The organism is Pseudomonas sp. 910_23 (assembly GCF_052850795.1).
The window spans coordinates 39,852-52,590 of sequence record NZ_VXCZ01000030.1 but is presented as its reverse complement, the minus strand read 5'-3'; the positions used below and the strand labels follow the sequence as shown (position 1 = coordinate 52,590).

The following is a 12,739-nucleotide window of genomic DNA, read 5'->3' as shown; positions in this document are numbered from 1 at the left end:
ACCGAGCTATTCAATACCCACAGCTTTTTGCAAAGCCTCAAAGATCAGTCGAACCTTGCAGCGCTTCAGGGTTCACAGCAGGGGCGTCATGTATTTATCTCTATCGTTGTGTACCTACAGACACAGGTGCAACGTCTGAGCTCTTATGCAAAATAATCCCCGGAAACAGGCCGCACCGCCTGTCCGGACCCGACCACCCGGACTATCATGCCGATAGCCCAATCCCTTACCGCAAGGAGCCGCTCGGAACGCCGATGCGCCAGATCTGGAAATCTTTTCGAGCCCTTTATTTCGCCTCTTTGATGATGCTGATTGGCTCCGGCCTGCTCAGTACTTACCTGGCCTTGCGCCTGGCGGCAGACAATGTCGACAGTTTGTGGGTCGGTGCGCTGATGGCCGCCAACTATTTTGGCTTGGTACTGGGCGGCAAGATCGGGCATCGCCTGATTGCCCGCGTTGGACATATTCGTGCCTATGCGACTTGCGCCGGAATCGTCGGCGCGGCAGTGCTGGGTCATGGCTTGATTGATTGGCTACCTGCCTGGATCGTGCTGCGGATAATCGTCGGCCTGGGGATGATGTGCCAGTACATGGTTATCGAAAGCTGGCTCAATGAACAGGCGGATGCCAAGCAGCGTGGCGTAGTGTTCAGCGGCTACATGATCGCGTCCTACCTCGGGTTGGTACTGGGGCAGTTGATCCTGGTTATGCATCCTCACCTTGGGCTTGAACTGCTGATGTTGGTCGCGCTGTGTTTTGCGTTGTGCCTGGTGCCTGTGGCCATGACCCGACGCATTCACCCCGCGCCCCTGCACCCGGCCCCGATGGAGCCCCGTTTTTTTATAAAGCGTGTGCCACAGTCTCTCAGTACGGTGCTGGGCGCGGGCTTGATCGTTGGGTCGTTCTACGGTTTGGCGCCGCTCTACGCGTCTCAGCAGGGGCTGACGACTGAGCAAGTCGGCTTGTTCATGGGGAGCTGCATTTTTGCCGGCTTGGTCGTTCAGTGGCCGCTGGGATGGCTATCGGACCGCTATGACCGCGCGCTGTTGATTCGCTGCTTTGCGTTGTGCCTGGCCGTAACAGCGTTGCCGCTGGCGATCATGACTCAAGTACCGCTGGAAGTGCTGTTTGTGGCAGGCTTCTTCTGTTCGCTGGTGCAATTCTGCCTTTACCCATTGGCAGTGGCTTTTTCCAACGATCATGTAGAAGGTGATCGTCGGGTTTCGCTGACGGCCATGTTGTTGGTGACCTACGGCATAGGCGCCAGTATCGGCCCACTGCTGGCGGGCGTAGTGATGAAGTTGTTCGGCAGCCAGATGCTCTACGCGTTTTTCAGTTTGTGTGCGTTGATCCTGGTATGGCGCATCCGCCCCAAAGCAGTGACCAACCTGCACCAGGTCGACGACGCCCCGCTGCATCACGTGGCGATGCCTGACAGCATGTCCAGTTCACCGCTGGTAGCAGCGCTAGACCCACGGGTGGATGAGCAAGTGGTACAGGAGCAGATGCAGGTCACTGTCCCTGACCCGGAACCCGAGCCAGACCCGGTAACTGATGAGCCAGCCAATGAAGAGCCGCAGGAGCCGGTGGACCCGGATGAACATCCCCATGACTTGAGCAGGGCACGCCCCTGAACGAAAAATGGGCAGTTCCTATCAGGAACTGCCCGTTTTTTATTTCAGCGTCCAAACCTTAAAGATCATCGTCCTTGTCGAAGCGCCGAGCCTCGCGCTGCAGCTGGTAGACAAAACGCTCCACCTGGCGCTGCACCAAACCACTCATGTTGTGAAAGCGCACGCCAGCAAAGGTCGTGTTGATCTTGTCTTCGAAGTGCAGGTAGCGCAGTTCGACGGAGGTGGTCATGCTGCCAAAGGGCAGGGCGGCGATAAAGCGGTCATAGACCTGGCCCAACTGCAGGCGCTCGGAGATATCGCCCTCAAAGCGCAATTTGCAGCCGGTGGCGGAAATGTCCAGAAGTTTGCCGCTGATCGGTGCCTTGAGCTTCTCGCCGCCCAGTTCGATATTCACCAATTGCGCAAGTTTCAGCGCGGCGCGAAATGCATTGCGCCGCTGATGGTAAACCACTTCATCAGGCATGCTGCCGCTATAGATACGGTGGCCGTCTTTTTCGCTGATATTCAGCGTGCCATTGCTTTCCCAGGCAACCCGTACACCTTCATGGAAGCCTTCGATACGAAAGGGTTCGCCGTTCTCGAGGTAGCGCTCACCGTCTCGGGGGATCATTTCATCCAGGGCCAGCGTTTTGCTGTCCCGATCAATATCCACCAAATAGCTTTGAAAGCGCTGGCTGCGTTCGTGGAAAGTGATGATCAGCGGATCATGGCTTTCTTGCAGCATCCGTAATGTGCTGGCGACTTCCAGAGGCGTAGTGAGCACCTTCGGTGGCTGCGGTGCATCTTCCGCATTAGGGGCGTTGAACACGGTTCTTCCATCTCCAGACAAAGTACGACTACACGCAAGAACCGGCATTTTGCCAGTATGTAGCGCTCCTTGGATAGGTCGCGCTGTAAACCGGTGTCAGGCTTGGCTGCGGGTACTTGGCTTGACCAGGCGAGAGGTGGAGCCTTGGGCGTTGTACAGGGCCGGAGGCTCACCACCGTGCAGTATGCGCAACTGATTGGCGGTCGTGGCTTGCTGAAGCTGGATTGATTGGCCGTTGAGCAGGTTGGCTTCCTGGCACTGGGCAAGCAATTGATTGAGTTCTTTGCTTTGCGCCAGTAATTGATCACCGACCGAGGAATGGCTGGCCAGTTGTGCCAGGCCTTCGTGATCGGCAGGCAGGCCCAGGCTGATGAGTATCTGGCTGCGCTTCTTGCCGTGTTGTTCGAGCAACACAATCAGCGACTGCTTGCGCGCCAGGATTTCTTCGAGCAAGGGCATGTCCCGGCCGTACAGGGCCAGGGATTCTTCCTTGAGCAGCTCAAGCAACTGGTGCGTGGGCGCCAGATCATCAATGATCAGTTGAAGCAGATGTTCGTCGTGGTGCATGGCTGGCCTTGGGTTTTAAGCGTCCAAAAGCCCTGCGCAGGCTTTTGCCTAGCGCTCGGCTTCGAAGTTAAGCAGCTTACTGGCTACACGGCTGCTGTCGACTTTATAGCTGCCGTCGGCGATGGCCTGTTTCAACTCAGCCACGCGAGCTTTATTGACAACCGGCTGATCACGCAGCGAGTCAGTGACCTTCTGCAACTGTTGAGCCTCATTGCTCAGGTGTACCGATTCCCCGCTCTGGCTGGCGCTGGCCTGCTCTGCCTTGGCGGGCAGGGGCTGGGACTTGGCTTCTACGCTGTCCTTGGCACCGTTGGTGCGCGTATTGCCCGGCAAAGCCTGGGTGCTATTCAAACGACTGAAATCAATGACCATGGTGAAAAAAACCTCTGGGTATTTGGACGCTTGCCATGTTTTCGGCCATACCCGGGCAAACTTTAGGCTCGATTGACAATAAACCTGTACCGCTCGACATCCAATACACAGTGTAGGAAAAGCCGGGCTGTGATTCCAGTGATCTATAAAGCAACTTCGACCTGACCTGGCGCCGTGACCCGCGCCTTGATCACGCGATTGGAGTTGAGGTTCTTGACGCGAATCTGTTCGCTCATGCCGCCGTTGGACAGTGCCTCCCCTGGCATCCTTACGTTCAGCCCGCCACTGCTGGCAGAAATCACCACCTGGTCACCCTTGCGAATCACTTCGGCCTGTTCCAGATGAACCAGTGTGATGACTTGATCGGTGACCATTGGTCGGGTGAGTCTCTGCCCGATAGCCTGATCCACTGAGGTCAGGTAGCCCTGGTTGATCAGGCTGATATCGCGCTCGCGCAGGGCCACATCCTCGTAGCCGATGATGCCGGTGCGTTTCAACGGTCGCGCGACCACTACCACATCGCGGAACAGCTTGACCTGAGCCGGCACGAATACCGTCCAGGGCGAGGCGCCTTCACAGCGAACTTTTACCGTTACGCGTCCGATGGGCTGGGCAGGGCTTTCCAGCGTGGCTGTCAATTCCTTGTCGCACATCGGCATGCGCAAGCGCGGGTCCAACTGGCTGACCTGAATTTCATAACGTCCCGGGGTCTGCGTGGTCGCCAGATAATCTTCTACAGTGAATTCAAGAAAACCCTGGGTGACGCCGATAAGGAGATCAGGCAGGGTGACATTGTCGGCGCGTGCGGTAGCGCCAATGCTCAAGGCAAGCAGCGCCATCACGGTGCTGAACAGCCTGCGGTGGCTAGGGCGTCGGGAAACTGTCGTTTTAATATCCATGTTTAATAAATAGCAAAGCTCGTGCCGTTTAGTGTTGGGTGCGCGTCGTACCCCCAGGATTTAGGAGTCAGGGCATGGCAGGTGTAATGGATTCAGTAAACCAGCGCACACAGCTGGTAGGGCAGAATCGCCTGGAGTTGTTGCTTTTTCGCCTGGATGGCAAGCAGTTGTACGGCATCAACGTATTCAAAGTGCGGGAGGTGCTGCAATGCCCCAAGCTGACGATCATGCCCAAGTCCAGCCCAGTGGTGTGTGGCGTAGCCAACATCCGTGGTGCAACTATTCCCATTCTTGACCTGGCGATGGCCACGGGCTCGGCGGGTTTGCAAGACCGCCAGAACCCCTTTGTGATCATCACCGAGTACAACACCAAGACCCAGGGTTTCCTGGTGCGCTCGGTGGAGCGTATCGTCAATATGAACTGGGAAGAGATCCACCCGCCGCCCAAGGGCACGGGGCGCGATCACTACCTGACGGCGGTGACACGGGTCGATAACCAGTTGGTCGAAATCATCGACGTGGAGAAAATCCTCGCCGAAGTGGCGCCCACTTCGGAAACCATCTCTGTGGGTGTGGTGGATGCCGAGACTGCACACAAGGCGGTGTCTCTGCGCGTATTGACCGTGGACGACTCCTCAGTGGCGCGCAAGCAGGTCACACGCTGCCTGCAGACCGTTGGTGTAGACGTGGTGGCCCTCAATGATGGTCGTCAGGCCTTGGATTACCTGCGCAAGCTGGTGGACGAAGGCAAGAAGCCCGAAGAAGAATTCCTGATGATGATCTCCGACATCGAGATGCCGGAAATGGACGGCTACACGCTCACGGCCGAGATACGCAACGATCCACGCATGCAAAAACTGCATATCATCCTGCATACTTCGTTGTCGGGGGTATTCAACCAGGCAATGGTCAAGAAGGTTGGTGCTGATGACTTTCTGGCCAAATTCCGTCCTGATGACCTCGCATCCCGGGTAGTCGACCGGATCAAGGCAGCAGATCACGGCTAGGGGATTTCCCCCGGCGATCACACGATTTAAGAGGCGGTATCATTGTCTACGGGTAATTTGGATTTCGAACAGTTCCGGGTCTTCCTGGAAAAAGCCTGTGGCATATTGCTCGGTGAAAACAAGCAGTACCTGGTATCCAGCCGTCTCAACAAACTGATGGAACAGCAGGGCATCAAGTCCCTGGGTGAGTTGGTCCAGCGGATCCAGGGGCAGCCGCGCAGCGGGCTCAAGGAAATGGTGGTCGATGCCATGACCACCAACGAAACCCTGTGGTTTCGCGATACCTACCCCTTTGAAGTGCTCAAGAACAAAGTGTTGCCGGAAGCCATCAAGGCCAGTCCTGGCCAGCGCCTGCGTATCTGGTCGGCGGCTTGTTCCTCGGGGCAGGAGCCGTACTCGATCTCGATGTCCATCGACGAGTTCGAGCGAACCAACATGGGCCAGTTGAAAGCCGGCGCGCAAATTGTTGCTACCGACTTGTCCGGCACCATGCTCACCAACTGCAAGACCGGTGAGTACGACAGCCTGGCCCTGGGCCGCGGTTTATCCCAGGAGCGCCTGCAGCGTTACTTCGACCCCAAAGGCGCCGGGCGCTGGGCGATCAAGGCACCGATCAAGAATCGCGTGGAGTTCCGCTCGTTCAACCTGCTCGACAGCTACGCCAGCCTGGGCAAGTTCGACATGGTGTTCTGCCGCAACGTGCTGATCTATTTCTCGGCCGAAGTGAAGAAAGACATCCTGTTGCGTATCCACGGCACGCTCAAGCGCGGCGGTTACCTGTTCCTCGGTGCTTCCGAAGCGTTGAATGGCCTGCCGGACCATTACCAGATGGTGCAGTGCAGCCCGGGGATCATCTACCAGGCCAAGTAAGTCGCACGCAGTTAAAGTGTGGGAGGGGGCTTGCTCCCGATAGCGGTGGTTCAGTTGATGTCTTTATCACTGATACACCGCTATCGGGAGCAAGCCCCCTCCCACATTTGTTTCTGCGGCAACGTTGAAGAAAGCGGCAACTCCCCATTGCCGCTTTACTGTCACTACGTGGAAAACGCTTGCCGCTTTTCTGGCATAGTCGCCGGCAACTACCCTCGAAACCCTTGATATACGGGCCTCCGCAAGATTGGCACGCGCCTTGCTATAACCCTGCTAACGAACAGCAGGTCAGCCTAAAGGTTTCCGCCATGAGCATCAGCTTCGATAAAGCGCTCGGTATCCATGAACAAGCCCTGGGCTTTCGCGCCCAGCGTGCCGAAGTCCTGGCCAATAACATTGCCAACGCCGATACCCCGAACTACAAGGCTCGGGACCTGGACTTCTCTGCCGTGCTCGCCGCACAGCAAGACAAGACCAAGAACGGCACCTTCGCCTTGAACATGACCAACAGCCGTCATATCGAAGCGCAAGGCCTGAGCAAGGGTGACGAGTCGTTGCTGTATCGCACGCCGATGCAGCCGTCGATCGACCAGAACACCGTCGACGCGCAGTTGGAGCAATCGAACTACGCCGAGAACTCGGTGAACTTCCAGGCCAGCTTTACCCTGCTCAACAGCAAATTCAAAGGGCTGATGTCAGCCCTGCGTGGAGAATAAGCCATGTCCCTGTCCAGTGTTTTCAATATTGCCGGCAGTGGCATGAGCGCGCAGACCACGCGTTTGAACACCGTCGCCAGTAACATCGCCAACGCCGAGACCGTCTCTTCGAGCATTGACCAGACTTATCGTGCCCGTCACCCGGTGTTTGCCACCATGTTCCAGGGTGGCCAGGCCGGTGGCAGCGATTCGTTGTTCCAGAACCAGGACGCAGCCGGCTCCGGCGTGCAGGTGCTGGGTGTGGTCGAAGACCAGAGCAACCTGGAGGCCCGTTACGAGCCCAACCATCCGGCCGCGAATGAAAAGGGTTACGTCTACTACCCCAACGTCAACGTGGTCGAGGAAATGGCTGACATGATCTCCGCCAGTCGTTCGTTCCAGACCAATGCGGAAATGATGAACACCGCCAAAGCCATGATGCAGAAGGTCCTGACCCTGGGTCAGTAATAAGGGGCGCCAAATAATGGCCATCGTTGATACGTCAAACAACACGGCAGTCCAGGACCTGTTCAATTCCAAGGTCAAGGACGCTTCGAACAATGTCTCGAATGTTTCCAAAGCGGCCACTGGCAACCAGTCGCTGGGCAAGGACGCATTCCTGCAGTTGCTGGTAACCCAGCTGAAAAACCAGAACCCGCTGTCGCCCCAGGACAACGGCGCGTTCGTGGCCCAACTTGCCCAGTTCAGCAGCCTGGAAGGCATCAACACCCTGAACGACTCGGTGAATAACATCTCCAGCAACTTCAGCTCTTCGCAAGCGCTGCAGGCTTCATCGCTGGTGGGGCGGTCGATCATTATCCAGACCGACAAAGCCATGGTTGATACCAGCAAGAGCATGAACGGTTCGGTAGAGGTGCCATCGGCGGCGGGTAACGTTTCCGTCAAGATCACCGACAAGGACGGCAACGTCGTGCGCACCGTGGATATGGGCGCGCAGAGTGCCGGCAGCCAGAGCTTTATCTGGGACGGCAAGAACGACAAGGGCGAGGTCGCCCCAGCCGGCACTTACACCTTCAATGCCAGCACCAAGAACGACAAGGGTGACTCGGTTTCCCTGGCCACCTCGCTGCCAGCCACCGTAACCAGCGTGACCTTGAGCAAGACCGGCGGCGAAATGCTGCTCAACCTTGCAGGCGGCATGGGCAGCGTCAAGCTGTCGCAAATTCAGACTATCGGTACATAGAGCCGGCTAAATACGGCAGAGGGAGAGAAACATGTCTTTTAATATCGGCCTTAGCGGCCTCTATGCGGCCAACAAACAACTGGACGTGACCGGCAACAACATCGCCAACGTCGCGACCACCGGCTTCAAGTCATCCCGTGCGGAATTCGCCGATATCTACGCGGCTTCCAAGTTGGGCACCGGCCAGAACAGTATCGGCAACGGTGTGAACCTGGCGGCAGTGTCCCAGCAGTTCACCCAAGGCGATGTCAATGGTAGCGGTGGCATCCTCGACATGGCGATCCAGGGCGGTGGCTTCTTCGTGCAGAAGGGCAGCGACGGCTCGCTGGAATACACCCGTAGCGGTGCCTTCCGAGCGGACAAAGACGGCTATATCACCAACAATACCGGCACCTCGCGCCTGCAAGGCTATGCCGCGGACGAGAATGGCAAGATCACCAAGGGTGGCCTGGTCGACCTGCAGCTGAACCTGGCCAACCTGCCCCCGAAGGCGTCTACCAAGGTGGACTCTTCCAGCAACCTGAACTCCTCGTCGCCGGTGATCGATCAGTCCAAGAACCCGTTTGATCCAACCAAATCCGAAACCTTCACCACGCAATACAGCACCACCTTGTACGACTCCCAGGGCAACGCGCACCCGATGGTGCAGTACCTGGTGAAAACCGATGCCAACCAGTGGCAGGCCTACACCTTGATCGATGGCCGCAATCCTGATGGTTCGGCGCCGACCGGTACCGGGGCTGATGTGAAAGCGCCAGTGCCGTCGACCCTGGCTTTCGATGGTGCCGGTAATCTCAAGAGCATCGTGACCGGTGGTGTTGCCGGCAACACCCTGACCATTAAGGATTGGGTACCCGGTACAGTGACCGACGGTGTCTGGAAGGCCAACGATGCGTCAGCGAACAAGGATGGCATCGCTATCAACATGGGCAACGTCACCCAGTACAACTCGGCCAGCTACCGCAACCCGCCGGTCACTGACGGTTATGCCACTGGCCAGATCACCGGCCTGAAAGTCGACGGCAGCGGTGTATTGTTCGCGACCTTCAGCAACCAGCAGAGCAAAGCCATCGGCCAGATTTCCCTGGCCAGCTTCAACAACGAGCAAGGCTTGCAGCCGGCTGGCGGTACTACTTGGAAAGAGACCTTTGCATCGGGCCAGCCGGGTTACGACGCGCCGGAAGCTGGCACGCTGGGTTCTATCAAGGGCTCCTCTCTGGAAGCCTCCAACGTCAACCTGACCAACGAGCTGGTTGACCTGATCAAGGCCCAGAGCAACTACCAGGCGAACGCCAAGACCATCTCCACCCAAAGCACCATCATGCAGACCATCATCCAGATGACCTGATAGGTTAGTGCTTCAAAATGTGGGAGGGGGCTTGCCCCCGATAGCGGTGTATCAGCCAAGTATCCATTGACTGAGACCACCCTATCGGGAGCAAGCCCCCTCCCACATTTGCATCTGCTTCACGCTGCCAATCCAGTTATTGACCGAACCGCAGTACCGCAACAAGGGCTTTATGCCCGCCCAAGAAAAAGCCCCCGATACACCCTAGGTGTATCGGGGGCTTTTCTGCCTTAAGTGGTTAAACCCTCGGCAGGTTCAGCTTATTGGCAAGCTTCGCAATCCGGCTCGTCAATCGCGCAGGCCTTTGGCACAGGTGCCGGACCGGCAGGAGCTGCGAGAACCGAATCATCACCATGGTTGCCGCTGGAAACAGCGTTCAACTTACCGGTGTTGATGGTCGACTTCTCGGTGCTGGTTGCGGCCAGGGCACGGAGGTAGTAAGTGGTTTTCAGGCCACGGTACCAGGCCATGCGGTAGGTCACATCCAGCTTCTTGCCCGAAGCGCCGGCGATGTAGAGGTTCAGCGACTGAGCCTGGTCGATCCACTTCTGACGGCGGCTGGCGGCGTCAACGATCCACTTGGTATCCACTTCGAAGGCGGTTGCGTAGAGCTCTTTGAGTTCTTGCGGGATGCGTTCGATCTGCTGCACGGAACCGTCGTAGTACTTCAGGTCGTTGATCATGACCGAGTCCCACAGGCCGCGGGCTTTCAGGTCGCGAACCAGGTATGGGTTGATCACGGTGAATTCGCCCGACAGGTTCGATTTCACATACAGGTTCTGGTAGGTCGGTTCGATCGACTGCGACACGCCAGTGATGTTGGCGATGGTGGCGGTCGGTGCGATGGCCATGATGTTGGAGTTACGAATACCCTTCTGCACGCGGGCACGAACCGGCGCCCAGTCCAGGGTTTCGTTGAGGTCAACGTCGATGTACTTCTGGCCACGGGCTTCGATCAGGATCTGTTGCGAGTCCAGCGGCAGGATGCCTTTGGACCACAGCGAACCCTGGAACGTCTCGTAGGCGCCGCGCTCGTCGGCCAGGTCGCAGGACGCCTGGATCGCATAGTAGCTCACCGCTTCCATGGATTTGTCGGCGAACTCGACCGCAGCATCGGAACCGTAAGGGATGTGCTGCAGGTACAGCGCGTCCTGGAAGCCCATGATGCCCAGGCCAACTGGACGATGCTTGAAGTTGGAGTTCTGCGCCTGTGGCACCGAGTAGTAGTTGATGTCGATCACGTTATCGAGCATGCGTACTGCGGTGTTGACGGTGCGTTCCAGCTTGGCGGTGTCCAGCTTGCCGTTGACGATATGGTTCGGCAGGTTGATCGAGCCCAGGTTGCAAACGGCGATCTCGTCCTTGTTGGTGTTCAAGGTGATCTCGGTGCACAGGTTCGAGCTGTGGACCACGCCCACGTGCTGCTGCGGGCTGCGCAGGTTGCATGGGTCCTTGAAGGTCAACCAAGGGTGGCCGGTTTCGAACAGCATGGACAGCATTTTGCGCCACAGGTCTTTGGCCTGGATGGTCTTGAACAGCTTGACCTTGCCTGGGTACTCGGTGAGGGCTTCGTAGTACTCGTAGCGCTCTTCGAAGGCCTTGCCGGTCAGGTCGTGCAGGTCCGGCACTTCGGATGGCGAGAACAGGGTCCACTTGCCGTCATCGAAGACGCGCTTCATGAACAGGTCAGGGATCCAGTTGGCGGTGTTCATGTCGTGGGTACGACGACGGTCATCACCGGTGTTCTTGCGCAGCTCGATGAACTCTTCAATGTCCATGTGCCAGGTTTCCAGGTAGGCACACACAGCGCCTTTGCGCTTGCCACCCTGGTTAACGGCGACGGCGGTGTCGTTCACCACTTTCAGGAACGGTACAACGCCCTGGGACTTGCCGTTGGTGCCCTTGATGTAAGAACCCAGTGCGCGCACCGGGGTCCAGTCGTTACCCAGGCCGCCGGCGAATTTGGACAGCATGGCGTTGTCGTGGATCGCGTGGTAGATGCCCGACAGGTCATCCGGCACGGTGGTCAGGTAGCAGCTCGACAGCTGAGGACGCAGGGTGCCGGCGTTGAACAGGGTCGGGGTCGACGACATGTAGTCGAAGGACGACAGCAGGTTGTAGAACTCGATCGCACGGTCTTCTTTGTTCTTCTCTTCAATCGCCAGGCCCATGGCCACGCGCATGAAGAACACTTGCGGCAGTTCGAAGCGGATACCGTCCTTGTGGATGAAGTAACGGTCGTACAGGGTTTGCAGGCCCAGGTAGGTGAACTGCTGGTCGCGCTCGTGGTTGATCGCCTTGCCGAGTTTTTCCAGGTCGAAGGTGGCCAGGATCGGGTTCAGCAATTCGAACTCGATACCCTTGGCGATATAGGCCGGCAGGGCTTTGGCGTACAGGTCAGCCATCTCGTGGTGAGTGGCGCTGTCGGCGACTTTCAGGAAGCCCAGGCCTTCGGCACGCAGGGTGTCCATCAACAGGCGCGCGGTCACGAACGAGTAGTTCGGCTCGCGTTCAACCAGGGTACGGGCGGTCATCACCAGCGCGGTGTTGACGTCGGTCAGGGCCACGCCGTCGTACAGGTTCTTCAGGGTTTCGCGCTGGATCAGGTCACCGTCGACTTCTTCCAGACCTTCGCAGGCCTCGGTGATGATGGTGTTCAGGCGGCCCAGGTCCAACGGGGCAAAGCTGCCGTCAGCCAGGGTGATGCGGATCGACGGGTGCGCTTGTACGGCAGCTTCTTCGGCCGGGGAGCGTACGGCACGTTCCTTGGCGCGCGAATCGCGGTAGATCACGTAGTCGCGGGCCACTTTCTGCTCGCCGGCACGCATCAGGGCCAGTTCAACCTGGTCCTGGATTTCTTCGATGTGGATGGTGCCGCCCGAAGGCATGCGACGCTTGAAGGTCGCGGTGACCTGTTCGGTCAGGCGGGCAACGGTGTCGTGGATGCGCGACGAGGCAGCAGCGGTGCCGCCTTCAACTGCAAGAAACGCTTTGGTGATGGCGACGGTGATTTTGTCATCGGTATAAGGAACGACAGTGCCGTTACGCTTGATCACGCGCAGTTGGCCAGGTGCGGTGGCGGACAGATCCAGATTCGAATCAGCGGCCTGCGGCACGGAGCCTTGCGGGTTCTCGCGAGTTGTGTCGGTTTGCATGGGGGGTTGTCTCCACATTCTATATTTATTTGGGCACCATCAAGGTGCCCACCGTTCCGTCCTGAAGCACTTACAGCAGGCCAGGGCCTGGCATAACAACTTCGGGACAGGAGGAAGGGAGCTCATCGCGCCGCTTCCATGCCGAAGTCTTTGGCTTGGGGCCGGGAGCCCTTCGCCGTA

General features: G+C 57.9%; 12 protein-coding genes. 7 read left to right on the top strand and 5 right to left on the bottom strand.

Going from position 1 to position 12,739, the window contains the following annotated elements; translation table 11 throughout:
* Positions 1-254 precede the first annotated feature (254 nt).
* A complete protein-coding gene (locus FW800_RS26415; protein ID WP_005790600.1) occupies positions 255-1,634 on the top strand; it encodes an MFS transporter in 1,380 nt (459 codons plus the stop codon).
* 58 nt (positions 1,635-1,692) lie between these two features.
* Here FW800_RS26415 and FW800_RS26410 read toward each other — a convergent pair whose 3' ends face one another.
* The 4 genes from FW800_RS26410 to flgA all read right to left on the bottom strand — a co-directional run bounded on the left by FW800_RS26410 (position 1,693) and on the right by flgA (position 4,280).
* Complete coding sequence (locus FW800_RS26410) at positions 1,693-2,442, bottom strand: flagellar brake protein (RefSeq protein WP_005790597.1); 750 nt, start codon at positions 2,440-2,442, stop codon at positions 1,693-1,695.
* Between the two features lie 96 nt (positions 2,443-2,538).
* Positions 2,539-3,009, bottom strand: coding sequence for a flagella synthesis protein FlgN (locus FW800_RS26405; protein ID WP_005790595.1), 471 nt, complete (start codon positions 3,007-3,009; stop codon positions 2,539-2,541).
* A 48-nt stretch (positions 3,010-3,057) separates the two neighbouring features.
* On the bottom strand, positions 3,058-3,381 hold the full coding sequence (gene flgM / locus FW800_RS26400) for a flagellar biosynthesis anti-sigma factor FlgM (protein WP_032879838.1): 324 nt from the start codon (positions 3,379-3,381) through the stop codon (positions 3,058-3,060).
* A gap of 143 nt (positions 3,382-3,524) precedes the next feature.
* Positions 3,525-4,280, bottom strand: a complete 756-nt coding sequence (flgA, locus tag FW800_RS26395) for a flagellar basal body P-ring formation chaperone FlgA (protein ID WP_032879840.1) — start codon at positions 4,278-4,280, stop codon at positions 3,525-3,527.
* Positions 4,281-4,354: 74 nt separating this feature from the next.
* On the opposite strand from flgA, the gene FW800_RS26390 reads away from it, so the two are divergent.
* From FW800_RS26390 to flgE, 6 genes are all read left to right on the top strand, one after another.
* Complete coding sequence (locus FW800_RS26390) at positions 4,355-5,287, top strand: chemotaxis protein CheV (RefSeq protein ID WP_005790590.1); 933 nt, start codon at positions 4,355-4,357, stop codon at positions 5,285-5,287.
* A gap of 42 nt (positions 5,288-5,329) precedes the next feature.
* Entirely contained in the window at positions 5,330-6,157 is an 828-nt protein-coding gene (gene cheR, locus FW800_RS26385) for a protein-glutamate O-methyltransferase CheR (RefSeq protein WP_005790588.1), read from the top strand.
* 308 nt (positions 6,158-6,465) lie between these two features.
* Positions 6,466-6,873, top strand: a complete 408-nt coding sequence (flgB, locus tag FW800_RS26380) for a flagellar basal body rod protein FlgB (protein WP_003193573.1) — start codon at positions 6,466-6,468, stop codon at positions 6,871-6,873.
* A gap of 3 nt (positions 6,874-6,876) precedes the next feature.
* On the top strand, positions 6,877-7,320 hold the full coding sequence (gene flgC, locus FW800_RS26375; protein ID WP_005790586.1) for a flagellar basal body rod protein FlgC: 444 nt from the start codon (positions 6,877-6,879) through the stop codon (positions 7,318-7,320).
* Between the two features lie 16 nt (positions 7,321-7,336).
* The gene (gene flgD, locus FW800_RS26370) at positions 7,337-8,056 is read left to right on the top strand and encodes a flagellar hook assembly protein FlgD (RefSeq protein ID WP_446438808.1); all 720 of its coding nucleotides are present in this window, start codon (positions 7,337-7,339) and stop codon (positions 8,054-8,056) included.
* A 31-nt stretch (positions 8,057-8,087) separates the two neighbouring features.
* Entirely contained in the window at positions 8,088-9,404 is a 1,317-nt protein-coding gene (gene flgE / locus FW800_RS26365) for a flagellar hook protein FlgE (protein WP_446438807.1), read from the top strand.
* 260 nt (positions 9,405-9,664) lie between these two features.
* Here flgE and FW800_RS26360 read toward each other — a convergent pair whose 3' ends face one another.
* Positions 9,665-12,559: a ribonucleoside-diphosphate reductase subunit alpha gene (locus FW800_RS26360; RefSeq protein ID WP_032879843.1), complete on the bottom strand. Its 2,895-nt coding sequence runs from the start codon at positions 12,557-12,559 to the stop codon at positions 9,665-9,667.
* Between the last annotated feature and the right edge of the window lie 180 nt (positions 12,560-12,739).